The organism is Nocardioides litoris (assembly GCF_006346315.1).
In the GTDB taxonomy this organism is placed as follows: Bacteria; Actinomycetota; Actinomycetes; order Propionibacteriales; family Nocardioidaceae; genus Nocardioides; species Nocardioides litoris.
The window spans coordinates 228879-252325 of sequence record NZ_VDMR01000003.1 but is presented as its reverse complement, the minus strand read 5'-3'; the positions used below and the strand labels follow the sequence as shown (position 1 = coordinate 252325).

The 23447-nt window shown below is 73.9% G+C and carries 25 protein-coding genes; 18 read left to right on the top strand and 7 right to left on the bottom strand.

Going from position 1 to position 23447, the window contains the following annotated elements; all coding sequences use genetic code 11:
- Positions 1-11 precede the first annotated feature (11 nt).
- Together FJQ57_RS13340 and FJQ57_RS13335 are read right to left on the bottom strand one after the other, a co-directional pair.
- A complete protein-coding gene (locus FJQ57_RS13340; RefSeq protein ID WP_139981049.1) occupies positions 12-1139 on the bottom strand; it encodes a hypothetical protein in 1128 nt (375 codons plus the stop codon).
- A gap of 7 nt (positions 1140-1146) precedes the next feature.
- Positions 1147-1356, bottom strand: a complete 210-nt coding sequence (locus tag FJQ57_RS13335) for a hypothetical protein (protein WP_139981047.1) — start codon at positions 1354-1356, stop codon at positions 1147-1149.
- A gap of 220 nt (positions 1357-1576) precedes the next feature.
- Here FJQ57_RS13335 and dnaE point away from each other — a divergent pair, with 220 nt between their 5' ends.
- The 3 genes from dnaE (at position 1577) to FJQ57_RS13320 (ending at position 7628) form a co-directional block, all read left to right on the top strand.
- Positions 1577-5134 (top strand): DNA polymerase III subunit alpha, encoded by a 3558-nt coding sequence (gene dnaE, locus FJQ57_RS13330; protein ID WP_139981045.1) that lies wholly within the window; start codon positions 1577-1579, stop codon positions 5132-5134.
- A complete protein-coding gene (locus FJQ57_RS13325) occupies positions 5131-5733 on the top strand; it encodes a hypothetical protein (RefSeq protein ID WP_139981043.1) in 603 nt (200 codons plus the stop codon). The genes dnaE and FJQ57_RS13325 overlap by 4 nt, the downstream gene beginning before the upstream one ends.
- 101 nt (positions 5734-5834) lie before the next feature.
- Complete coding sequence (locus FJQ57_RS13320; protein WP_139981041.1) at positions 5835-7628, top strand: DUF3352 domain-containing protein; 1794 nt, start codon at positions 5835-5837, stop codon at positions 7626-7628.
- 34 nt (positions 7629-7662) lie between these two features.
- Here the strand turns inward: FJQ57_RS13320 and ybaK are convergent, their stop codons facing one another.
- Positions 7663-8157, bottom strand: a complete 495-nt coding sequence (gene ybaK / locus FJQ57_RS13315; protein WP_139981040.1) for a Cys-tRNA(Pro) deacylase — start codon at positions 8155-8157, stop codon at positions 7663-7665.
- 13 nt (positions 8158-8170) lie between these two features.
- Positions 8171-8836, bottom strand: coding sequence for an LON peptidase substrate-binding domain-containing protein (locus FJQ57_RS13310; RefSeq protein WP_139981038.1), 666 nt, complete (start codon positions 8834-8836; stop codon positions 8171-8173).
- Positions 8837-8918: 82 nt separating this feature from the next.
- On the opposite strand from FJQ57_RS13310, the gene hisD reads away from it, so the two are divergent.
- The 12 genes from hisD (at position 8919) to FJQ57_RS13250 (ending at position 19626) form a co-directional block, all read left to right on the top strand.
- Positions 8919-10220 (top strand): histidinol dehydrogenase, encoded by a 1302-nt coding sequence (gene hisD / locus FJQ57_RS13305; RefSeq protein WP_139981036.1) that lies wholly within the window; start codon positions 8919-8921, stop codon positions 10218-10220.
- Entirely contained in the window at positions 10217-11308 is a 1092-nt protein-coding gene (locus tag FJQ57_RS13300; RefSeq protein ID WP_139981033.1) for a histidinol-phosphate transaminase, read from the top strand. The genes hisD and FJQ57_RS13300 overlap by 4 nt, the downstream gene beginning before the upstream one ends.
- 1 nt (position 11309) lies before the next feature.
- Positions 11310-11924 (top strand): imidazoleglycerol-phosphate dehydratase HisB, encoded by a 615-nt coding sequence (gene hisB / locus FJQ57_RS13295; RefSeq protein WP_139981032.1) that lies wholly within the window; start codon positions 11310-11312, stop codon positions 11922-11924.
- Positions 11921-12586 (top strand): imidazole glycerol phosphate synthase subunit HisH, encoded by a 666-nt coding sequence (hisH, locus tag FJQ57_RS13290; RefSeq protein WP_139981030.1) that lies wholly within the window; start codon positions 11921-11923, stop codon positions 12584-12586. The genes hisB and hisH overlap by 4 nt, the downstream gene beginning before the upstream one ends.
- Positions 12586-12921: a hypothetical protein gene (locus FJQ57_RS13285; protein WP_139981028.1), complete on the top strand. Its 336-nt coding sequence runs from the start codon at positions 12586-12588 to the stop codon at positions 12919-12921. Before hisH ends, FJQ57_RS13285 begins: the two co-directional genes overlap by 1 nt.
- 5 nt (positions 12922-12926) lie before the next feature.
- Positions 12927-13667: a bifunctional 1-(5-phosphoribosyl)-5-((5-phosphoribosylamino)methylideneamino)imidazole-4-carboxamide isomerase/phosphoribosylanthranilate isomerase PriA gene (priA, locus tag FJQ57_RS13280; protein ID WP_211348920.1), complete on the top strand. Its 741-nt coding sequence runs from the start codon at positions 12927-12929 to the stop codon at positions 13665-13667.
- A complete protein-coding gene (gene hisF, locus FJQ57_RS13275; protein WP_139981024.1) occupies positions 13664-14437 on the top strand; it encodes an imidazole glycerol phosphate synthase subunit HisF in 774 nt (257 codons plus the stop codon). Before priA ends, hisF begins: the two co-directional genes overlap by 4 nt.
- A 350-nt stretch (positions 14438-14787) precedes the next feature.
- Positions 14788-16590, top strand: coding sequence for an ABC transporter ATP-binding protein (locus FJQ57_RS13270; protein WP_246081796.1), 1803 nt, complete (start codon positions 14788-14790; stop codon positions 16588-16590).
- Positions 16587-18434 carry an ABC transporter ATP-binding protein gene (locus FJQ57_RS13265; protein ID WP_139981022.1) on the top strand — a complete coding sequence of 616 codons (1848 nt, stop codon included), beginning with the start codon at positions 16587-16589 and terminating at the stop codon, positions 18432-18434. Before FJQ57_RS13270 ends, FJQ57_RS13265 begins: the two co-directional genes overlap by 4 nt.
- Positions 18431-18811 carry a phosphoribosyl-AMP cyclohydrolase gene (gene hisI / locus FJQ57_RS13260; RefSeq protein ID WP_139981020.1) on the top strand — a complete coding sequence of 127 codons (381 nt, stop codon included), beginning with the start codon at positions 18431-18433 and terminating at the stop codon, positions 18809-18811. The genes FJQ57_RS13265 and hisI overlap by 4 nt, the downstream gene beginning before the upstream one ends.
- Positions 18804-19385, top strand: coding sequence for a Trp biosynthesis-associated membrane protein (locus FJQ57_RS13255; RefSeq protein WP_139981018.1), 582 nt, complete (start codon positions 18804-18806; stop codon positions 19383-19385). The genes hisI and FJQ57_RS13255 overlap by 8 nt, the downstream gene beginning before the upstream one ends.
- 40 nt (positions 19386-19425) lie before the next feature.
- On the top strand, positions 19426-19626 hold the full coding sequence (locus FJQ57_RS13250) for an HGxxPAAW family protein (RefSeq protein ID WP_139981016.1): 201 nt from the start codon (positions 19426-19428) through the stop codon (positions 19624-19626).
- Between the two features lie 16 nt (positions 19627-19642).
- Here FJQ57_RS13250 and FJQ57_RS13245 read toward each other — a convergent pair whose 3' ends face one another.
- Positions 19643-19987 (bottom strand): DUF4190 domain-containing protein, encoded by a 345-nt coding sequence (locus tag FJQ57_RS13245; RefSeq protein ID WP_211348919.1) that lies wholly within the window; start codon positions 19985-19987, stop codon positions 19643-19645.
- A gap of 100 nt (positions 19988-20087) precedes the next feature.
- On the opposite strand from FJQ57_RS13245, the gene FJQ57_RS13240 reads away from it, so the two are divergent.
- Positions 20088-20537, top strand: coding sequence for a DUF2752 domain-containing protein (locus FJQ57_RS13240; RefSeq protein WP_211348918.1), 450 nt, complete (start codon positions 20088-20090; stop codon positions 20535-20537).
- Positions 20538-20561: 24 nt separating this feature from the next.
- On the opposite strand, the gene FJQ57_RS13235 is transcribed toward FJQ57_RS13240, so the two are convergent.
- A complete protein-coding gene (locus FJQ57_RS13235) occupies positions 20562-20948 on the bottom strand; it encodes a DUF2752 domain-containing protein (protein ID WP_211348917.1) in 387 nt (128 codons plus the stop codon).
- Between the two features lie 71 nt (positions 20949-21019).
- Positions 21020-21331, bottom strand: coding sequence for a CD225/dispanin family protein (locus FJQ57_RS13230; protein WP_139981012.1), 312 nt, complete (start codon positions 21329-21331; stop codon positions 21020-21022).
- Positions 21332-21444: 113 nt separating this feature from the next.
- Between FJQ57_RS13230 and trpC the strand changes: the two genes are divergently transcribed.
- Positions 21445-22227 (top strand): indole-3-glycerol phosphate synthase TrpC, encoded by a 783-nt coding sequence (gene trpC, locus FJQ57_RS13225; RefSeq protein WP_139981010.1) that lies wholly within the window; start codon positions 21445-21447, stop codon positions 22225-22227.
- A complete protein-coding gene (gene trpB, locus FJQ57_RS13220) occupies positions 22224-23441 on the top strand; it encodes a tryptophan synthase subunit beta (RefSeq protein WP_139981008.1) in 1218 nt (405 codons plus the stop codon). The genes trpC and trpB overlap by 4 nt, the downstream gene beginning before the upstream one ends.
- The last annotated feature ends 6 nt before the right edge of the window (positions 23442-23447 follow it).

The following is a 23447-nucleotide window of genomic DNA, read 5'->3' as shown; positions in this document are numbered from 1 at the left end:
CACCGGGGCGCTCAGGCCAGCGCGGCCTCCAGGTCCTCGGCCCGCCCCACGAGTGCGGCCGCCTCCCGCACCCGGGCGCGTGCGGCGGGCCTCATGCGCTCCACCAGGTCGAGCAGCGGGGCGCGCGCCGCGTCGTCGTCGAGCGCCCGCTCGACCACCGGCGCCAGCACCTCGGGGTCGAGGCGACCCGCGGCGGCGGCCGCGCGGGTCCGGGCGCGGGCTGGCAGCGCCGCGAGCAGGGGCGCGAGGTCGGGCCACAGGCCCTCGGTCGCGGCGGTCTCGACGATGCCCTCCAGCGCCCGCTGCGTGGTGAAGGCCGGCGCTGCCGCCAGCCGTCGGCACGCCTCCGGGCTCGCGTGGCGCACGACGGGCAGCAGGCCGGCCCACAGCCCACCCGCGCACGCGGCCTCGACGAGCCCCGCGACGACGTCGTCACCGAGCCCGGCCAGCTGGTCGGCGATCGGGCCGAGGCGCTCCTCGGACAGGTGCCCGAGCAGGTCGAGTGCCTCGGGCCAGAGGTCCTGCTCGGCGGCGCACCGCAGGATGCCGGGCAGCCGGGCGGGGTCGAGCAGCCCGACGGCGTGGTCGAGGCGGTCCTTGTGCTCCAGGACGAACGCGACCCGCAGCATGGTCTCGTCGTCGAGCACCCCCATCGCGGTGCGCAGCGGCTCGTCGGGCACGTAGGCCAGGAACCGGCCCATCGTCACGTGCTCACCGCGGCGGGCCAGCTCGGTCGCGACCGGCACCGTCAGCGACTCGGGCACACCCGCGATCATCGGGGCGACCCGGCGCGGGTCGAGCTGGACCGTCACGTCGGCCAGGAACGGCGCCGGCAGCCGCGACCCCACGTCGATCGCCTTGTCCGGGTCGATGGCCGCGGCGGCCCGTGCGCACAGCAGCGGTCCGAAGACCTTGGTGGCGACGCCCGCCACGATCGGCGAGGGGACGAGGCGCGACGCCGCGGCGACTCGCCCGAGGACGCGGGTGCTCTCGTCGAAGAGGCGGTCGGTGAGCCGCTCCCGCAGCTCGGCCAGGTCGGCCGCGGGCGCGCCGGTGAGCGGGGGCAGCCGGTCGACGTCGACGTCGAGCAGCCGGGCCAGCTTGAGCCGCTCGGCGCGGTGCTGCAGCACCTCCGTCATCGGGGCCTCACCGCAGGAGCACCGCCTTGACCGGCCCCCGCAGCAGCCGCGGCAGGAACCGCAGCCCCTCGTCGGTGGCCCGGGCCAGGTCGGCCGCCTGGGTCCGGCGGGCGTCGCGGACGAGGTCGGCCAGCACCGCCAGCTCCGCGGCCGGGAGCGCGGCGACGCCGGCCGGCAGCTCGGCGCCGAGCTCGGCGGCCAGTCGCTGTGCGGACACGATCGCGACCCTAGCCATGCCGGCGACCGCCCGCCCGGGAATGTCGGTGGTGGGTGCCACGATCAGCGGCACGGCTCGCGTAGGCTGGCGTTCCTTCCCCGACGGCTGGACGTCTTCCCCCGCCCGCCGCGGCTCGACCCGCTCGGCCCCGACCGGGCCTGCGCGAGCCTGCCCGCACCAGCGCCAGCACCAGCACCGACCCCGAGGAGCCCCGAGCCCGATGTCGACGTCCTCTGGAGACTTCGCGCACCTGCACGTGCACACCGAGTACTCCATGCTCGACGGCGCCTCGCTCCTCGACGGGCTCTTCGCCCGCGTCACCGACCTCGGCATGAGCTCGATCGCCATGACCGACCACGGCAACCTGCACGGCGCCTACGACTTCTGGTCCAAGGCGCGCAAGCACGGCGTCCGGCCGATCATCGGCATCGAGGCCTACCTCACCCCGGGCACCGACCGGGGCGAGCGGCGGCGGGTCCGGTGGGGCAAGGGCGGCACGGCCGAGGAGGGCGGCGACGACGTCGCGGGCGGCGGCGCCTACACCCACATGACGATGTGGGCCGAGACGACCGAGGGCATGCACAACCTCTTCCGGCTCTCCTCGCGCTCCAGCCTCGAGGGCTTCTTCTACAAGCCGCGCATGGACAAGGAGATCCTGGCCGAGCACAGCAAGGGCCTCATCGTCAGCACCGGCTGCCCCAGCGGCGCCATCCAGACCCGGCTGCGCCTGGGCCAGTGGGACGAGGCGGTCCAGGAGGCCACCGAGCTGCAGGACATCTTCGGTCGCGACAACGTCTTCCTCGAGCTGATGGACCACGGCATCTCCATCGAGAAGCGCGTGCGCGACGACCTGCTCAGGCTCGGCCGCGAGCTCGGCATCCCGCCGCTGGCGACCAACGACTCCCACTACAACAACCCCGAGGACGCCGAGGCCCACGACGCCCTCATCTGCGTCGCCTCCGGCAAGCGCCTCGCCGACACCAACCGGCTCAAGTTCGACGGCGGCGGCTACTACATCAAGTCGGCCGCCGAGATGCGCGAGCTGTGGGCCGACCGCTTCGGCATGCCCGAGGCCTGCGACAACACCCTGGCCATCGCCGAACGGTGCGAGGTCGAGTTCACCGAGTCCACCGGCGGCTACATGGCCCGCGCCGACATCCCGGCCGGCGAGACCGAGGAGAGCTGGTTCCGCAAGGAGGTCTGGCGCGGCATCGAGCACCGCTACCCCGGTGACCGGCTGACCCAGGAGGTCAAGGACCGCGTCGAGATGGAGCTCGCGGTCGTCGCCCAGAAGGGCTACTGCGGCTACTTCCTCGTGGTCGCCGACTTCATCCAGTGGTCCAAGGACAACGGCATCCGTGTCGGCCCCGGCCGTGGGTCCGGCGCCGGGTCGATCGCGGCCTACGCGTTGCTCATCACCGACCTCTGCCCGCTCGAGCACGGCCTGTTCTTCGAGCGGTTCCTCAACCCCGAGCGCCCCTCGATGCCCGACTTCGACATCGACTTCGACGACCAGCGGCGTGGCGAGGTCATCCAGTACGTCGCCGACAAGTACGGCAGCGACCGCGTGGCCATGATCGCCACCTTCGGCCGGCTCAAGGCCAAGGCCGCCATCAAGGACGCCGCCCGCGTGCTCGACCACGGCTTCGCCATCGGCGACCGCATCACCAAGGCCCTGCCGGCCGACGTCATGGGCAAGGGCGTCCCGCTCAAGGAGCTGTTCAACCCCGACCACAAGCGCTACGGCGAGGGCGGGGAGTTCCGCCAGCTGCACGACTCCGACCACGACGTCCGCACGATCTACCAGACCGCCCTCGGCCTCGAGGGCCAGATCCGCAACTGGGGCGTGCACGCGGCCGGCGTGATCATGTCGAGCGAGCCGCTGGTCGACATCGTGCCGATCATGATGCGCCCGCAGGACGGGGCGATCATCACCCAGTTCGACTACCCGATGTGCGAGTCGCTCGGGCTGGTCAAGATGGACTTCCTCGGCTTGTCCAACCTGCGCATCCTGGAGAACGCGCTGGCCAACATCAAGGCCAACCGCGACGAGGACGTGGTCCTCGAGGAGCTGCCGTTCGACGACCGGCCCACCTACGAGCTGATGGGTCGCGGCGACACGCTCGGCGTCTTCCAGCTCGACGGTTCGGGCATGCGCTCGCTGCTGCGCTCGATGCAGCCCGACGAGTTCGCCGACATCACCGCCGTCAGCGCGCTCTACCGCCCCGGCCCGATGGGCGCCGACTCCCACAACAAGTACGCCCGGCGCAAGAACGGCCGCGAGGAGATCGAGCCGATCCACCCGGCGCTGGCCGAGGCCCTCGAGCCGGTCCTGGGGGAGACCTACGGCCTGATCGTCTACCAGGAGCAGGTCATGGCGATCGCGCAGGTGCTCGCCGGCTTCACCCTCGGCGCCGCCGACAACCTGCGCCGCGCGATGGGCAAGAAGAAGAAGGAGGAGCTCGACAAGCAGTACGCCGGCTTCCAGGCCGGCATGCTCGAGCGCGGCTTCCCGCAGGCCGCCATCGACACGCTCTGGGCGATCCTGCTGCCGTTCTCCGACTACGCCTTCAACAAGTCCCACTCCGCGGCCTACGGCGTCATCACCTACTGGACGGCCTACCTCAAGGCCAACTACGCCCCCGAGTACATGGCCGCCCTGCTGACCTCGGCCAAGGACGACAAGGACAAGCTGGCGATCTACCTCAACGAGTGCCGCCGGATGAAGATCCAGGTGCTCCCGCCCGACGTCAACGAGTCGGCCGCCGACTTCACCCCGGTCGGCCGCGACATCCGCTTCGGCCTGACCGCCATCCGCAACGTCGGCTCCAACGTCGTCGACCAGGTCGTGGCCTCCCGCGAGGAGAAGGGCCGCTTCGCCGACTTCGGCGACTTCATGTCCAAGGTCCCGGCGCTGGTCTGCAACAAGCGCGTCATCGAGTCGCTCATCAAGGCCGGCGCCTTCGACGACATGAAGCTGCGCCGCCGCGCGCTGGTGGCCATCCACGAGTCGGCCGTCGACCAGTACGTCGACATCAAGCGCAACGAGGCCATCGGCCAGGACTCCCTGTTCGCCGGCCTCGACGACGGCGACGACGGCGGGTTCGGCGTCAGCGTCGCCATCCCCGACATCGACGAGTGGGACAAGATGACGCTGCTCGGCCACGAGCGCGACATGCTCGGCCTCTACGTCTCCGACCACCCGCTCCTCGGCCTCGAGCACGTGCTGTCCTCCGGCACCGACTGCACCATCGGCCAGCTGATGCTCGACGAGGACCGTCCCCACGGCAGCACGCTCACCATCAGCGGCCTGGTCACCGCGGTCAACCGCCGCATCACCAAGCGCGGCGACGCGTGGGCGACGATCACGCTGGAGGACCTCGACGGCGCCATCGAGGTGCTGCTGTTCCCCAGCTCCTACCAGCTCGCCGCGCCCTACCTGCAGGAGGACGCCATCCTCCGGGTCAAGGGCCAGCTCTCCCGCGACAAGGACCAGCCCGAGCTCCGCGGCCAGGAGGTCTCGGTGCCCGACCTGACCGAGGGCGGCGGCGGACCGGTCACCATCAGCCTGCCGTCCACCCGCTGCACGGCGCCGGTCATCGAGCAGCTGCGGGACGTCCTCGGCACCCACCCCGGCATGACCGAGGTGCGCCTGCGGCTGCTCTCGCGCCACTCGACCAAGGTGATGCGCCTCGACGACCGGCTGCGGGTCACCCCGACGCCCGCCCTGTTCGCGGACTTGAAGCAGCTCCTCGGACCCGGTTGTCTGGCCGGATGACCAGTCGCGGGCGGACCCGCCGCCTCCTCGTCGACGTCCCGGCCGTGCTGGTCGGCGCGGCGCTGCTCGGCCTGCTGGGCGGGTTGCTGTGGGTCACGCTGTGGGACCCGCCGCAGGGCGTGGTCCAGGACGGCTCGTGGCTGTTCCTCGACTTCCCCACGATCGAGCGGATCTTCTCCGCGACCGGCCTGTACGTCGTGATCGGGCTGCTCGGTGGCCTCCTGCTCGGGGTGGTCGCGGCGTTCTGCTGCCGCTCGCCCGAGCTCGCCGTCCTCGCCGCCGTCACCGTGGGTGCGGCGCTCGCCGCGTGGCTGGCCCACCAGGTCGGCACCGCCGATTCGCCGGTCAACCCCCGGCTGCTGGCCCTGGTCTCCGAGGAGGGCACCCGCCTGCCGGGCAGCCTCGAGACCCCCGGCCGCGTCCAGTACGTCGCGTGGCCGATGGGCGCGCTGCTCGGGCTGGCCATGACCTACCTCCTGAGCGGTGCGGCCACGGCGGGGTCGGCCGCCACCGAGGTCTTCGACCGCCGGGCCCCGCAGCACCCGACCGCGCACGCTGCCCCGTCTCCCTCGGCCCGCCTCGAGCGCCCGCAGGAGTGAGGCGGAACCGAGGCGGGTAGGAACGCGTCGGATCGCAGGACGCCCCCTCGGGACGGGCGTCGCGCCGCCAGCCTCCCCCTCTGCGAAAGCGGGTCACGCCCATGTCCAGCAACCTCCCTCCCTCCGGACCGCCCAGCGGCCCCCCAGGTGGGCCCGGCTGGGGTCCGCCGACCGGACCGCCGCCCCCGCCGCCGTACGCCCCCGGTGGGCCGGAGACCCTCGCCAGTGGTGGTGGGGGCCCGATCCCGCCCGGCCCCCCGCCGAGCGGCGCCCCCGGTGGTCGCGGCCGCCGCAAGGGCCTGCTGGTCGGCGGAGGACTGCTGGGGCTGCTCGCGGTCGGCGGTGGCGCCTTCGCCGTCTACCAGGTCGGCTTCGCCACCGGACCTCAGCCGGCCGAGGCGCTGCCCGCCTCGACCGTGGGCTACGTCAGCGTCGACCTCGACCCCAGCGGCAAGCAGAAGCTCGAGGCTCTGCGGGTGCTGAACAAGTTCCCCGCGTTCGCCGACCAGGTCGGGGTCGAGGAGGGCGACGACCTCCGCCAGCGGTTCTTCGAGTACGTCCAGGACGAGGGCGGCTGCCCCGACCTGTCCTGGAAGGACGACGTCGAGCCGTGGCTCGGCGACCGGTTCGCGGTCGCCGCCGTCGACGTCGGTGACGCCACCGACGACGAGTCCGGTGTGGCCGCGGTCGTCGTGGCCCAGGTCGACGACGGCGACGCGGCCACCGAGGGCCTGGACAAGATCACCGGCTGCGCCGAGGGCGACGACGCCGGCGCCGCGGTCGACGTCGACGGCGGCTGGGCCGTCCTCGCCGAGGACCAGGAGGTCCTCGACGCGGTGACCTCGGCCCGTGACGACGGCACGCTCGCCGACGACGACGACTTCCAGCGCTGGACCGGCGAGACCGGTGACGCCGGCATCCTGACGGCGTACGCCGCCCCGGAGGCCGGCGAGTTCCTCGGCCAGCTCGCCGAGCTCGGCAACGCCCTGGGCGGCGTCGCGTGCGCCCAGCCCGTCCTGCCGGACCCGACCACCGGCGCCCCCGCGCCGTTGCCGCCCGAGTGCACCGACACCACCGAGCAGGACGACCCGCCTGCGTCGTCGGCCTTCGACGACTTCCCGGGTGCGGCCCTGACGGTCCGCTTCGACGACGGCGGGCTCGAGCTCGAGACCGCCACCGGCGTGCAGACCCTCGACGGTGCCGACGGCGGGCTCAGCGACCGGGGCGGCGACGTCGTCGCCTCGCTGCCCGAGGACACCGCGATCGCGCTCGGCGCCGGGTTCGAGGACGGCTGGTTCGACGTCCTCACCGGCGGTCTGGAGACCTACGGCGGCGGTGGGTTCGACATCGAGGGCGGGCTGTCGACCTTCGAGGAGCAGACCGGGCTCTCGCTGCCCGAGGACGCCGAGACGCTCTTCGGGGACGCCTCGGCCGTCGCGGTCAGCGGCGACCTCGACGCAGCCACGCTCGAGGAGGGACCCGCGGGCCAGCCGATCGGGCTCAAGGTCGAGGGCGACCCCGACGCGGTCGCCAGGGTCATGGACCAGCTGCTCGAGGACCCCGGTCTCCAGGAGGTCGTCGGCGAGGAGTTCGGCTACGCCACGGGCGACGGCGAGGTCGCGGCCTCGTTCTCGCAGTCCTGGCGCGACCAGCTGCTCGAGGACGGTGGGCTCGGCGAGACCGACGACTACCGCGACGTGGTCGCCGGGTCCGACGACGCCGCCGGGGTGCTCTTCGTCAACTTCGACGCCGGCAACTGGCTGACCAGCGTGCTCGACGCCTCGGACGCCCCCCAGGAGGTCCGCGACAACCTCGAGCCGCTGGCCGCCGCGGGCCTCTCGGGGTCGATCGACGGCGACGTCTCCCACGGCGTCCTGCGCATCACCACCGACTAGCGGCACCAGGTCGCCCGGTCCTGGCCCGTCGGGGTCAGGGCCGGGCGATCGCCGCGGTCGTGGCCGAGGTCAGCCCGACCAGGTCGGCCGGGGCGAGCTCGACGTCGAGCCCGCGGCGGCCACCGGAGACCAGCACCGTCGGGTGGTCCAGGGCCGAGGCGTCCAGCACGGTCGGGTGCGCGCGCTTCTGCCCGAGCGGCGAGATCCCGCCGACGACGTACCCGGTCGCGCGCTCGGCGGCCGCCGGGTCGGCCAGCTGGGCCCTCCGGCCGCCGACCGCACGGGCCAGGGCCTTGAGGTCGAGCTGCCCGGTCACCGGCACGATCCCGACGACCAGCCGGCCGTCGACGTCGGCCAGCAGCGTCTTGAGCACCCGCGCCGGGTCGGCGCCGAGCGCCTCGGCCGCCTCCAGGCCGTACGACGTCGCGCGCGGGTCGTGGGTGTACTCCCGCGCGGTGAAGGCGACCCCCGCCCGGGTCAGGGCCAGCGTCGCGGGCGTGCCGGCGGCCGGCTTGGGCTTCTTGGCCACGGTGGTGCCGACGTCAGTTGGGCGACCAGCGGGTGCGGGCGACCTCGGTGGCGGGCAGGGAGGCGATGACGTTCATCGCGCGCAGCTCCGAGCGGAGCAGGTCGGTGACCAGGTGCAGCCGGTCGGAGGCGTCGTCGGCCTCGAGCAGGGCCTGGCGCTCGGGCAGCGGCAGCGGCGCGCAGGCCGCGAGGGTCCACGACAGGTAGGTGGGGTCGCGGGGGAGTGCGCCCTCGTAGGGGTCGGAGCGGATCTCGGAGAGGGCCAGCCGGTAGGCGGTGAACGTCGCACGCGAGCGCTCCAGCAGCTCGGGGTCGACGTGGACGTCGCCGTCGGGCAGGTCGGTGACGTGGCCCACCGGGAACGGGCCCGCCGTCTCGAGCCGGTCGAGCTGCACCCGGCTCAGGCCGACCGCGACCACGTCGAAGGTGCCGTCGGCGTGCGCCTCGACCTCGGTCAGCAGGGCCTTGCAGCCCACCCGGAACAACGACTGCGCGCCGTGGTCGCCGACCTCGTAGCCCTCGCGGATGCCGACCGACCCGAAGACCCGCTCGGTGGGGTCCTCGATGCGGAGCAAGTGGTGCACCAGGGCGCGGTAGCGGTCCTCGAAGACCCGCAGCGGCACCGTGAGCCCGGGGAACAGGACCGAGTTCAGCGGGAACATCGGCAGCGTCTGGCTCACCCGGCCAACCTAGTCCCACCCCGCGCGTCCACGTCACGCCGTGAAGTGGGGGTCGCGCAGCCCTCCCGCCTAGAATTGCGCCATGATCCGCCGAATCGACCTGCGCGGACGGGTCCTGTCCCCCGACGACTACCGGTCCGTCGTCCCGCGCGCCGACTTCGACGTCGAGGCGGCCGTCCCGGCGGTCCACGCGATCTGCGAGGACGTGCGCACCCGCGGCCTCGAGGCGGTGCTCGAGGCCGGCCGTCGCTTCGACGGCGTCGACGCCACCGACGTGCGCGTGCCCGCCGCGGCCATCAGCGAGGCCCTCGAGCAGCTCGACCCCGACGTGCGGGCGGGGCTGGAGGAGTCCATCGCCCGGCTGCGGGCGGCCAGCGAGCGCGAGCTCGAGCACGACGTCGTCACCGACTTCGGCCCTGGCGCCCGGGTCACCCACCGCAAGGTCGCGATCGGCCGCGTCGGCCTCTACGTCCCCGGTGGGCTCGCTCCGCTGGTCTCGACCGTGCTGATGAACGTCGTGCCCGCGCAGGTCGCCGGCGTGCCGTCGATCGCGCTGACCTCCTCGCCGCAAAAGGAGTTCGGCGGCCTGCCGCACCCGACGATCCTGGCCGCCTGCGCCCTGCTCGGCATCGACGAGGTCTACGCCGTCGGCGGGGCCCAGGCCATCGCGATGTTCGCCTACGGCGTCGGCCCGTGCGCCCGCGTCGACCTCGTCACCGGCCCCGGCAACATCTACGTCACCACCGCCAAGCGCCTGCTCAAGGGCCAGATCGGCATCGACTCCGAGGCCGGCCCGACCGAGGTCGCGATCCTGGCCGACGACGCCGCCGACGTCGAGTACGTCGCCGCCGACCTGGTGGCCGAGGCCGAGCACGACCCGCTGGCCGGGGCGGTCCTCATCACCGACTCCGAGCGGCTGGCCACCGAGGTCGAGGCCCGCCTGGAGACGATGGTGGCCGCCACCAAGCACAGCGAGCGCGTCACCGAGGCGCTGTCCGGCCGCCAGTCGGGCGTCGTGCTGGTCGACGACCTCGACCAGGCCGTCGCCGTGGCCGACGCCTACGCCGCCGAGCACCTCGAGATCCACACCGCCGACGCCGCCGCCGTGGCCGCCCGCATCCGCAACGCCGGCGCCATCTTCGTCGGCCCGCAGGCGCCGACCGCGCTCGGCGACTACTGCGCCGGGTCCAACCACGTGCTGCCCACCGGCGGGTGCGCCTGCCACAGCAGTGGACTGTCGGTCCGCGCGTTCACCAAGTCCGTCCACGTCGTCGACTACTCCCACGAGGGCCTGCGCGAGGTCGCGGACCACGTGGTCGCCCTGGCCGAGGCCGAGGACCTGCCCGGCCACGCCGACTCGGTGCGGGTGCGGTTCGCGCGATGACCTTCCCGCCGCTGCGGGAGGAGCTGCGCGGCGTCGAGCCCTACGGCGCGCCGCAGCTCGACGTCCCCGTCTGCCTCAACACCAACGAGAACCCCTACGGACCCTCGGCGGCCTGTGCCGACGACATCGCCGCGTCGGTGCGCGCCGCCGCGACCGGGCTCAACCGCTACCCCGACCGCGAGCACGTCGCCCTGCGCGAGGCGCTGGCGGCGTACCTGGCGGCCGACACCCCGCACGGCGTCGACCCCGCGCAGGTCTGGGCGGCCAACGGCTCCAACGAGGTCATGCTGCAGCTGCTGCAGGCTTTCGGCGGCCCGGGCCGCACCGCGGTCAGCTTCGCGCCGACGTACTCGATGTATCCCGAGTACGCCCGTGACACCCACACCCGCTGGGTCGCCGGCCGCCGCGCCGACGACTTCGGGCTCGACCTCGACGTCGCCCGCGCCCTGGTGGAGGCGGAGCGGCCGCACGTGGTGCTGCTGCCCTCGCCCAACAACCCCACCGGCACCGCGCTCGAGCCCGCCGCCGTCGCCGACCTCTGCCGGATCGTGGGGGAGCAGGGCCTGGTCGTCGTCGACGAGGCGTACGGCGAGTTCCGCCGCGCCGGGGTGCCCTCGGCCCTCGAGCTGCTGCCCGAGCACCGCAACCTGGTCGTCACCCGCACGATGAGCAAGGCCTTCGCCGCCGCCGGTCTGCGCCTGGGCTACCTCGCCGCCGACCCCGCCATCGTCGACGCCGTGCGCGTCGTGCGCCTGCCCTACCACCTCTCGGCCGTCACCCAGGCCGTCGCGCTGGCCGCGCTGCGGCACGCCCCCGAGCTGCTCGGCAACGTCGCCGCGCTGCGCCGCGAGCGCGACGACCTGGTGACCTGGCTGCGCGAGCAGGGGTTCGAGGTCGCCGACTCCGACGCCAACTTCGTGCTGTTCGGCCGGTTCGCCGACCGGCACGCGGTCTGGGAGGCCCTGCTCGCCCGCGGGGTGCTGGTCCGCGAGACTGGGCCCGACGGGTGGCTGCGGGTGTCGGTCGGCACCCCCGAGGAGATGACCGCGTTCCGCGACGCCCTGACCGTCGCGACCAAGGAGGCATGAGATGACCACGACCCGCACCGCCCGCGTCGAGCGCACCACGAGCGAGTCGAAGGTCGTCGTCGAGGTCGACCTCGACGGCACCGGCCGCCACGACATCGCCACCGGGGTCGGCTTCTACGACCACATGCTCACCGCCTTCAGCCGCCACGCCCTGGTCGACCTGACCGTGCGCACCGAGGGCGACGTGCACATCGACGCCCACCACACCGTCGAGGACACCGCGATCGCGCTGGGCCAGGCCCTTCGCGAGGCACTGGGCGACAAGGTGGGCATCCGCCGCTTCGGTGACGCCACGGTGCCGCTCGACGAGGCGCTCGTGCAGGCCGTCGTCGACGTCTCCGGCCGTCCCTACTGCGTGCACACCGGCGAGCCCGAGGGCCAGCAGTACGTCGCCCTCGGCGGCACCACCCCGGCCTACCTCGGCTCGCTGACCCGCCACGTCTTCGAGACGCTCGCCTTCCACGGCCACCTCGCCCTGCACGTGCGGGTGCTGGCCGGCCGTGAGCCGCACCACGTCGTGGAGACGCAGTTCAAGGCCGTGGCCCGCGCGTTCCGCGACGCCATCGCCCTCGACCCCCGCGAGACGGGCATCCCCTCCACCAAGGGCGCCCTGTGAGCCCGTCCCGACCAGGCGTCGTCGTCCTCGACTACGGCTCGGGCAACCTCCGCTCGGTCGTGCGCGCCGTCGAGCGCGCCGGCGCCGAGGTCACCCTGACCCCCGACTTCGAGGCCGGGCTGGCCGCCGACGGCCTCGTCGTCCCGGGTGTCGGCGCCTACGCCGCCTGCATGGCCGGCCTGCGTGCGGTCAAGGGCGACCGGCTCGTCGGCCGCCGGCTGGCCGGGGGACGGCCAGTGCTCGGCATCTGCGTGGGCATGCAGGTCCTCTTCGAGCGCGGCGTCGAGCACGGCGTCGAGTCCGCGGGCTGCGACGAGTGGCCCGGCACCGTCTCCCGGCTCCAGGCCGACGTCGTGCCCCACATGGGCTGGAACTCCGTCGAGGCCCCCGCGGGCACCGAGCTGTTCGCCGGCGTCGAGGACGAGCGCTTCTACTTCGTGCACTCCTACGCCGCCCGCTCGTGGGACCTCGTCACCACCGGCCACACCCGCGAGCCCCTCGTCACCTGGGCCGAGCACGGGGGCGACCGGTTCGTCGCCGCCGTCGAGAACGGGCCGCTGTGGGCCACCCAGTTCCACCCGGAGAAGTCCGGCGACGCCGGCGCGGCCCTGCTGCGCAACTGGGTCGCCACGCTCCGCACCGCGGACCACACCGCCGCCTGATGGCCGCGGGCGAGCGGGCCCGCCGCCGCGCCCAGCGGGAGCGGGTGGCGGCGGCCGAGGCGGAGGCCCGGCGCGTCGAGGCCGAGCGGCGCGCGCGTCGGGCGGCACGGCGCGAGCTGCTCACCCGCTGGCTGCCCGCGCGCGGCCGCTCCGGCTCGCAGACCGGGCGCCTCGCCGTACGCCGGCGGCAGCAGACCGTGCTGCTCGTCTCGGCCGTGGTCGCCCTCAACGTCCTGCTCTGGCTCGGCACGTCCGACCCCGCGGCGCGGGCGCTGCTCGTCCTGCTCTCGTTGCTCGTCACCCCGATCGCCCTGCACCTCGTCACCCGGAAGTGAGTCCCGTGTCCTACCTCCAGCTGCTGCCCGCCGTCGACATCACCGAGGGCCGCGCCGTCCAGCTCACCCAGGGCGTCGCCGGCTCCGAGCGCGCCTACGGCGACCCGGTCGCCGCGGCCCGGCGCTGGCAGGACGCGGGGGCCGAGTGGCTCCACCTGGTCGACCTCGACGCCGCCTTCGGCCGCGGCAGCAACCGCGAGCTGCAGGCCGAGATCGTGGGCGCGCTCGACATCGACGTGGAGATGAGCGGCGGCATCCGCGACGACGCCTCGCTCGAGGCCGCTCTCGCCACCGGGTGCCGCCGCGTCAACATCGGCACCGCCGCGCTGGAGTCGCCGGAGTGGTGTGCGCGCGTCATCGCCGAGCACGGCGACCGGGTGGCCATCGGCCTCGACGTGCGGGGCCGCACCCTCGCCGCCCGCGGCTGGACCCAGGAGGGCGGCGACCTCTACGAGACCCTCGAGCGGCTCGACCGCGAGGGCTGCGCCCGCTACGTCGTGACCGACGTCAACAAGGACGGCATGCTCCAGGGCCCCAACCTGCAGCTGCTGCGCGACGTCTGTGCCGCGACCGACCGCCCGGTGGTCGCCTCCGGCGGCGTCACCACCCTCGACGACCTGCGCGCGCTGATGGACCTCGTGCCGCACGGCGTCGAGGGCGCCATCGCCGGCACCGCGCTCTACGAGGGCCGGTTCACCCTCGAGGACGCCCTGGCCCTCACCAAGCCCGGGGGAGCCGCGTCGTGAGCCTGGCCGTCCGGGTCATCCCGTGCCTCGACGTCGACGCGGGCCGCGTCGTCAAGGGCGTCAACTTCGTCGACCTGCGTGACGCCGGCGACCCCGTCGAGCTGGCCCGCACCTACGACGCCGAGGGCGCCGACGAGCTGACCTTCCTCGACATCTCCGCCTCCCACGAGGGCCGGGCGACGACCATGGAGATCGTCTCGCGCTGCGCCGAGGAGGTCTTCATCCCGCTCACCGTCGGCGGCGGCGTCTCCTCCGTCGACGACGTCGACCGGCTGCTGCGCGCCGGGGCCGACAAGGTCGCGGTCAACACCGCCGCGATCCACCGGCCCGAGCTGGTCGCCGAGATCGCCGACCGCTTCGGCAACCAGGTGCTCGTCCTGTCGGTCGACGCCCGTCGTGTGCCGCCGGGAGGACCCTCGACCGACTCCGGCTTCGAGGTGACGACCCACGGCGGCCGCAAGAGCGCCGGTCTCGACGCCGTCGCCTGGGCCGCCCGCGCCGCCGAGCTCGGCGCCGGCGAGATCCTGCTCAACGCGATGGACGCCGACGGCACCCAGGACGGCTTCGACCTCGACCTGCTGCGCCTGGTGCGCGCGGCCGTGTCGATCCCGGTCATCGCCTCGGGCGGCGCCGGCCGCGCCGACCACTTCGCCCCGGCCGTCGACGCGGGTGCCGACGCCGTCCTCGCCGCCACCGTCTTCCACTTCGGCACCCTGCGCATCGGCGAGGTCAAGGACGCCCTGTCGGCCGCCGGCCACCCCGTGCGCTGAGCCCCGGACCGCGGGGAGCGAGGAATCCCCGGTTGACCGGGGATTCCTGCGGTTGCCAGGCCTTTTCGACACCGACCGGCACCGGCCGGCACCGACCGGCAACGACCGACACCGGCCGGCACCGACCGGCACCGCCGTACGACGACCGGGACGGCCCAGACCCGCGCTGCGCGGCTTGACCTCGACCACGCTCGAGGTCGTGCACTGGTGCGCAAGGGGCGTACGTGCCGCCCCCGGGGTGGCCAGGATCGTCGGTGCCGGGGAATAGCCTGCCTTCGTTGCCGGGTTCAACCACCCGGCCGCCGCACCGCGGGCCGCCACCCCTGGCCCGCCGCACCGACAGGAGACCCGTGACCAGCTCTGCCCCCGACGTGCAGGAGCACAGCCGCCTCGGCAAGGGCTCGACGACCGCGGGGTTCGGCGTCTTGTGGGTGGCCATCAAGCGCGAGCCCTGGATCTTCACCCTCTCCACCCTCGGCAGCGTCCTGTTCGGCGCGCTCACCGTGGCCGACGCCTGGGTGCTGGGCTGGTCGACCGACCACGTCGTGCTGCCGGCGTTCCGCGACGGCGAGATCGGCGCGTCCATGCTGTGGGCCGTGCTCGGGCTGTTCGTCGGCGTGGCGATCCTGCGCGCCGTCGGCATCGTGGCCCGGCGCCTGGGGGCCGGCGTCATGCAGTACCGCATGCAAGCCCACTACCGCCGCGCCGTCACCCGCCGCTACCTCGCCCTGCCCATGGAGTGGCACCAGCGCCACCCCACCGGCCAGCTGCTGTCCAACGCCAACGCCGACGTCGAGGCCGCCTGGGGACCGATCGCGCCGCTGCCCATGGCCGTCGGCACCCTGGCGATGATGGTCATCGCCGTCGCGCAGATGCTGGTGGCCGACGTGGTCATGGCCGTCGTCGGCCTGCTCGTCTTCCCGGCCGTCGTCGCGGTCAACCTGGTCTACCAGCGCTGGTCGCAGGCCCTGGCCACCCGTGCACAGCAGCTGCGGGCTGAGGTCAGCGAGATCGCCCACGAGTCCTTCGACGGCGCGATGGTCGTCAAGACCCTGGGCCGCGAGCCGGAGGAGGCCGCGCGCTTCACGCGCAAGGCCCACGAGCTGCGCGACACCAACATCCGGCTCGGCCGCATCCGCGCCGCGTTCGACCCCGCGCTGGCCGCGCTGCCCAACCTCGGGGTGCTCGTGGTCCTCAGCGTCGGCGTCTCCCGCGTCCTGGCCGGCCAGACCGACCCCGGCGACGTCGTGACGGTCGCCTACCTCCTCACCATCGTCTCCTTCCCGATCCGCTCCATCGGCTGGCTGCTCGGCGACTTCCCGCGCAGCGTCGTCGGCTACGACCGGGTCGACGCCGTGCTGCGCACCACCGGCGAGATGCCGTACGGCGCCGCGTCGGCCCCCGCGGCCGCGTCCGGTGCCCGCCTCGAGGTCGACGGCCTCGCCTACGGCTACGAGCCCGACCGGCCGCTGCTGCGCGACCTCAGCTTCGCCGTCGAGCCCGGCCGCACCGTGGCGCTCGTGGGCGCCACTGCCTCCGGCAAGTCGACATTGACCTCGCTGCTGACCCGGCTCGTCGACCCCGACGACGGGGCGATCCGGGTCGACGGCGTCGACCTGCGCGACCTCGCCCGGGGCGAGCTGGCCCAGGTGGTCGCGATCGTCCCGCAGACGCCGTTCCTCTTCGACGACACCGTCCGCGGCAACGTCACCCTGGGCGCCGACGTCAGCGACGAGGACGTGTGGGCGGCGCTGCGCACCGCCCAGGCCGACGGGTTCGTCGCGGCCCTGCCCGAGGGGCTCTCGACCCGGCTGGGGGAGCGCGGCACGTCGCTGTCCGGCGGCCAGCGCCAGCGCATCTCGCTGGCCCGCGCGCTGGTGCGCCGGCCCCGCCTGCTGGTCCTCGACGACGCCACCTCCGCCGTCGACCCCGAGGTCGAGGCCCGCATCCTCGCCGCGCTGCGCGAGGGCGGTCACGAGTCCACCCTGGTCGTGGTGGCCTACCGCAAGGCCACCATCGGCCTGGCCGACGAGGTGCTGCACCTCGCCGAGGGCCGGGTCGCCGACCGGGGCACCCACGCCGACCTCCTCGTCCGCTCGCCCGACTACGCCCGGCTCGTCAACGCCTACGAGCAGCAGGAGGCCCCGGCATGACCCAGGTAGCCGCTCCCCGTGCCGCGTCCGCCTCCGGCACCACGATGACCACGGGCGAGGAGCTCGGGGCCATCGCCACCATCAAGCGCGGGCTGCACCACTCGCCCGAGCTGACCGAGGGGTTCCGCACCACGCTCCTGCTGGCCGTGCTCGCCTCGGCCGGCCAGGTCGTCGTCCCGATCGCGGTCCAGCAGACCCTCGACCGCGGCATCAACGGTCCCGGTGGGCCCGACGTGTCCTTCACGGTGCTGATGGGCGTCGCCGCCGCGGCCGCCGTCCTGCTGACCAGCCTGGCCAGCTACGGCATGACCCGGCGGCTGTTCACCACCGCCGAGCACGGCCTGGCCACGCTGCGCACCAAGGCGTTCCGCCACGTCCACGACCTGCCGCTGCTCACCCAGAACACCGAGCGTCGCGGCGCCCTGGTCTCGCGCGTCACCAGCGACGTCGACCAGGTCAGCCAGTTCCTGGTCTTCGGCGGCCTGCTCTTCGTCGTCAGCATCGGCCAGGTGCTGATCGCGACGATCGTCATGGTCGTCTACTCCTGGCAGCTCGCCCTCGTTGTGTGGGTCTGCTTCGCGCCGCTGTTCCTGTCCCTGCGCTACTTCCAGCGCAAGCTGTCGGCCGCCTACGGCATCGTGCGGCGCCAGGTCGGCGTCATGCTCTCCGCGATCTCCGAGCCCGTCGTCGGCGCCGCGGTCGTCCGCTCCTACGCCGTCGAGACCCGCACCCAGGCCCGCATCGACGAGGCGGTGCTGACCCACCAGCGCGCCAGCACCCGGGCCCAGGGGTTCACCGCGGTCTCCTTCTCCCTCGGCGGGCTGTCCGCCGGCCTGGCCAACGCCGGCGTGCTCATCGTCGGCATCTGGCTCGGCTTCGCGGGCGACATCACCGCCGGCGAGGTGCTGGCCTTCGCCTTCCTCGTCACCCTGTTCGTCGGACCCGTGCAGATGGGCACCCAGATCCTGACCGACGCCCAGAGCGCCATCGCCGGCTGGCGCCGGGTCATCGGCATCCTCGACACCCCGGCCGACCTCGTCGACCCCGGCCCCGACGGGCACCGGCTGCCCCGCGGGCCGGTCGACGTGCGCTTCGACCGCGTCGACTTCGCCTACCCCGGTGGCCCGCCGGTGCTGCGCGACGTCGACCTGACCATCGACGCCGGCCGCCGCGTCGCCATCGTCGGCGAGACCGGGTCGGGCAAGTCCACCTTCGCCAAGCTGCTGACCCGTCTGATGGACCCGAGCGCGGGCGCGGTGCTGCTCGACGGCATCGACGTGCGCGACATCGAGCAGGCCGGGCTGCGCTCCAGCGTCGTGCTGGTGCCCCAAGAGGGCTTCCTGTTCGACGACACCCTGCTGGCCAACGTGCGCTACGGCCGGCTCGACGCCTCCGAGGACGACGTGCGCGCCAGCGCCGCCGAGCTCGGCCTCGGTGACTGGTTGGCCGGCCTGCCCGCCGGCCTCGACACCCGGGTCGGGCAGCGTGGTGAGTCCCTGTCAGCGGGGGAGCGGCAGCTGGTCGCCCTGCTGCGGGCCCACCTCGCCGACCCCGACCTGCTGGTCCTCGACGAGGCCACCAGTGCCGTCGACCCCCAGCTGGAGATGCGCATCGGCCGGGCGCTCGAGCGCCTGATGAACGGGCGCACCAGCGTCACCATCGCCCACCGCCTCTCCACTGCCGAGCAGGCCGACGAGGTCGTGGTCGTCGACCAGGGCCGGGTCGTGCAGCGCGGCCCCCACGCCGTCCTGGTCACGCAGGCCGGCAGCGTGTACGCCGGCCTGCACGCCTCCTGGGTGGCCCAGGGCTCCTCGCAGCCCGGCCCGGGGACAATGGCCCCGTGAGCCTCGACCCCGCGATCGCCGCCCGCCTCAAGCGCATCCCCGACCCCACCCCCCACGGTGACGGCCGTGGTCTGGTGTCCGCGGTGGCCCAGCAGCACGACACGGGCGAGGTGCTGATGGTCGGCTGGATGGACGACGAGGCCCTGCACCGCACGCTGACGACCGGCCGGGCGACCTACTGGAGCCGCTCGCGCCAGGAGTACTGGGCCAAGGGCGACACGTCCGGGCACGTCCAGTCCGTGGTCGAGGTCCGGCTCGACTGCGACGGCGACACCGTGCTGGTCAAGGTCGACCAGACCGGCGCGGCCTGCCACACCGGCGACCGCACCTGCTTCGACGCCGCCCGTCTCGACGTGACGCTCGACGCCCGTGGCTGAGAGGTCCGCCGACAGACGCTCCTTCGGGCCCACGGTCCTGGCCGGGCTCGCCACCGCCGGCGGCGCCGCGGTCGCCGGCAACCGGGACTGGGTCGTGCTCCGGGGCGGCGAGGGCGAGTCGGCGTTCGCGGCCTCCCTGGGCGCCGGTGACCTGAGCGCGCCGCCGGTGACCGCGACCGCCCTGGTCCTGCTGGCCTCCTGGGGCGTGCTGCTCGTCACCCGCGGCCGCGTGCGACGCGTGGTGGCCTGGCTCGGGCTGGCCACGGCCGTGGCCACGACCGCGTTGGCCGTGGCCGCCTGGCTCACGCTGCCGGGGGACACCGCGGCCGAGGTCTCCACCCTCGACCTCGACGTCGCCCGCACGTGGTGGGGCCACCTCGGCGTGCTGGCCGGCGTGCTGTCCGTGGTCGCCTCGGCCGCGGCCGTGCGCACCGTCGGCGGGTGGCCGGAGATGGGCCGGCGCTACGACGCGCCGGCCGGCCGTGCTCTCGAGCCGGCCCGCGACCTCGACCCCGAGGACCGGCAGCGCGAGCTCTGGAAGGCCCTCGACGAGGGTCGCGACCCCACCGACTAGGATCGGGGTCGACGTCCTGCACCGACCCGAGGAGCCCCGCATGAGTGACAACCACGGCAACACCCCGGCTGCCTGGACGGCGGTCTCGGTGGCGCTCGTCGGCTTCGTCGTGGGCGGGGCCGGGTTGATGCTCGAGCCGATCAGCTACCCGATCTTCGCCATCGGCGTCGGGCTCAACGTCGTCGCCGGCCTGCTCTACGTCGTGATGGGCAAGCTGGGCCTCAACGGCCCCTCCCACTGACGTCCGAGGTGCCGGGTCAGCTCGAGCTGGCCCCCAGCACCACGACGATGACGACCACGTAGAACAGCACGGCCACGATGGCCAGGATCGTGGCGATCATCCCGCAGATCTGACCGGCTCGGACGCTGCCGCGGTTGGTGTAGGTCATCGGCGAGCTGTCGATCTCGCGCAGCGCCTTGTTGCCCATCACCCACGCGGCGATGCCGAGCGGCATGCACGCCACGAGGCCGATGATGCCGAGCACCAGGATGGTCGTGCCCTGCGGGTGCTCGGCGGTGCCGCCGCCGTAGCCCCCGTAGGGGCCGCCGCCGTACGGCGACCCGCCGTACGGCGAGGAGGGCGGGGGTGCTCCGTAGCTCATGTGTCGTCCTTCGCGTGGGGCGCCCGGTGACCCGGGCGGTGGCGGAGGAGTTCATTGCCCGTGGCGGTGCGGCCAAACCCGCCGGTGGCACACTGAGCCGGTGAGCGAGACCCGGACCCCGACCGCGCCGCCCGGTGCCGTCGACGTCCGGCCGAGCCGGGCGCGCCGCATGGTGCGGCCCGCCGTGGTCCTCGGCGGCCTGGCCGCGGCCACCGTGGCAGTCGCGCTGCGCGACCCGCACGTGCAGGGGTCCTGGGGCGTGTGCCCGAGCGCGGCCCTCGGGTTCAGCTGCCCTGGCTGCGGGTGCATGCGCGCGGTCCACGACCTGACCCACCTGAGGTTGGCCGACGCGGTGTCGAGCAACGTGCTGTTCGTCGCCCTGCTGCCGGTGCTGGTCGGCCTGCTGGGCTGGTGGACGGTCGACCGCTGGCGCGGCGTGGAGCGGGGGAGCACGGTGCTCACGACCCCGTTGCTCGTGGTGGGCGCCATGGTGCTGCTCGGCTTCGCCGTGCTGCGCAACCTGCCGCAGTTCTCCTACCTCGCGCCCTGAGTGTCCTGAGGGCCCCGGCGAGCCTCAGGCGGGCGAGAGCCAGGTCCAGCCCGGCACGTTGCGCAGGACACCGAAGGCGACGACGGCGGCCAGGAAGGCCCAGATCCACGGCGCCGGCACCTGGACCGGGTGGGGGGCGTTGCGACCGGCGGTGCGCAGGGCCCAGCAGACCCAGGCCAGGGCGAGCAGGACGACACCGACGAGGGCCAGCGGGTTGCGGGCGGCGGCGCCCGCGAGGTCGAGGTGCACCAGGTCGTGCAGCGCGCGCAGCGAGCCGCACCCGGGGCACCAGGCGCCGGTGAGCGCGAGGAAGGGGCACGTCGGGTAGTGGCCGGGCTCGTTGGGGTCGACGGCGAACAGGACGGCGCCCGCGGCGGTGGCGGCGGCCGCGGTGGCCGCCAGTCCGAGCACGCTCCGCCGTCCCGGTCGGGTCGACCGGGACGGCGGACGGCTCACGACGAGGTCGGGCCGGGGCTCGACGCTCAGCTGTTGCCCGCGGCGACGGCCACGACGATGATGTAGAGCACGATGCCGATCGCGCCCACGGCCGCGCTGGCGATCGCGAACTGCTTGGCCTTCTTGGCCGAGTTGTAGGCACCGCTGGTGTCGCCGGAGGCCCACTTGCCGTTGACCTGCGCGGCGAACACGATCGAGGCGACGCCCAGCGGCAGGCAGCACAGGACCGTGGTGAGGATCGCCCACACCAGGTTGTTGTTGGGCGGCGGGCCCGCGGGCTGGCCGTAGCCTCCGGCGCCGCCGTAGGGGTTGGGGGGCGGGGGTGCGCCGTAGCTCATGTGGTCGTCCTCTCCTGGGGCCTCGGTCGGTCCGAGGGGTCGGGCCTGACCCTATGGGTCGCCGTGCCAGACTTCCTAGGAGAAACACCCGACTCCGAGTGGAGGAAACGGCCGTGTCCGTGCTCGACGAGATCGTCGCCGGAGTGCGCCTCGACCTCGACCGACGGGCGTCGCAGACGCCGCTGGCCGACGTGCGCGCCGCCCTGGCCGACGTCGACCCGCCCCGCGACCCCATGCCGCACCTGCGCGCACCCGGGTCCAGCGTGATCGCCGAGGTCAAGCGCCGCAGCCCCAGCAAGGGCGACCTGGCCGCGATCCCCGACCCCGCGGTCCTCGCCTCGTCGTACGCCGCGGGCGGGGCCGCCGCGATCAGCGTGCTGACCGAGGAGCGACGGTTCGGCGGCAGCCTGGCCGACCTGCGGGCCGTGCGGGCCGCCGTCGACGTGCCGCTGCTGCGCAAGGACTTCGTCGTCGAGACCTACCAGGTCCTGGAGGCCCGGGCTGCGGGCGCCGACCTGGTGCTGCTCATCGTGGCTGCCCTCGACGACGAGACGCTGCGCCGGCTGCACGACGAGGTCCGCGAGCTCGGCATGGTGCCGCTCGTCGAGGTCCACGACGAGGCCGAGGCCGAGCGGGCCGTCGACCTGGGGGCCGAGCTGGTCGGCGTCAACGCGCGCAACCTCAAGACCCTCGAGATCGACCAGGACACCTTCGGCCGGCTGGCCCCCCTGCTGCCCGACGACCGCGTCAAGGTCGCCGAGTCCGGGGTCTTCACCCCGGTCGACGTCAAGCGGCACGTCGCCGAGGGCGCTCGTGCCGTCCTCGTCGGCGAGGCCCTGGTCCGCGACGGCGACCCCGAGGCCGCCGTCCGAGCAATGACAGGAGTGGAGTCGTGACCGCACTCGAGACCGGCACCTTCGAGGCCGACGACCAGGGGTGGTTCGGTGACTTCGGCGGGCGCTTCATGCCCGAGGCCCTCGTCGCGGCCCTCGACGAGCTGACCGCGGCCTGGAAGGAGGCCGTCGCCGACCCGGCGTTCCAGGCCGACTTCGACGCCATCCTGCGCGACTACGCCGGCGTCCCCAGCCTGCTCTACGACGCCCGGCGGCTCAGCGACCACCTCGGCGGCGCGCGCATCCTGCTCAAGCGCGAGGACCTCAACCACACCGGGGCCCACAAGATCCGCAACGTCCTGGGCCAGGCCCTGCTGACCAAGCGGATGGGCAAGCAGCGGGTCATCGCCGAGACCGGCGCCGGCCAGCACGGCGTGGCCAGCGCGACCGCGGCGGCGTACTTCGGGCTCGACTGCACCGTCTACATGGGGGCCGTCGACACCCGGCGCCAGGCCCTCAACGTCGCCCGCATGGAGCTGCTGGGCGCCGAGGTCGTGCCGGTCGAGTCCGGCAGCGCGACGCTCAAGGACGCGATCAACGAGGCCCTGCGCGACTGGGTCAGCACCGTCGACCACACCGCCTACCTCTTCGGCACCGCCGCCGGGCCGCACCCGTTCCCGAGCATGGTGCGCGACTTCACCCGGAGCATCGGCGACGAGGCCCGGGCCCAGTGCCTGGAGCTGACCGGGCGGCTGCCCGACGCCGTCGCGGCCTGCGTGGGTGGCGGGTCCAACGCCATCGGCCTGTTCACCGCCTTCCTCGGCGACCCCGACGTCCGCATCTACGGCTTCGAGCCCGGCGGCGACGGGGTCGAGACCGGTCGGCACGCCGCGACCATCCACGCCGGCGCCTCCGGCGTCCTCCACGGCGCCCGCACGTTCGTCCTGCAGGACGAGGACGGGCAGACGGTCGAGTCCCACTCGATCTCGGCCGGTCTCGACTACCCCGGCGTCGGCCCGCAGCACGCCCACCTGGCCAAGAGCGGGCGCGCCGACTACGTGCCCGTGACCGACGCCCAGGCCATGGACGCCATGGCGCTGCTGGCCCGCACCGAGGGCATCATCCCGGCCATCGAGACCGCGCACGCGCTCGCCGGCGCCTACGACGTCGCCCGCGAGCTGGGGCCCGACGGCATCGTGCTGGTCAACCTCTCCGGCCGCGGCGACAAGGACATGGAGACCGCGCGCACGTGGTTCGGTCTCGGGAAGGACACGTGAACCGGC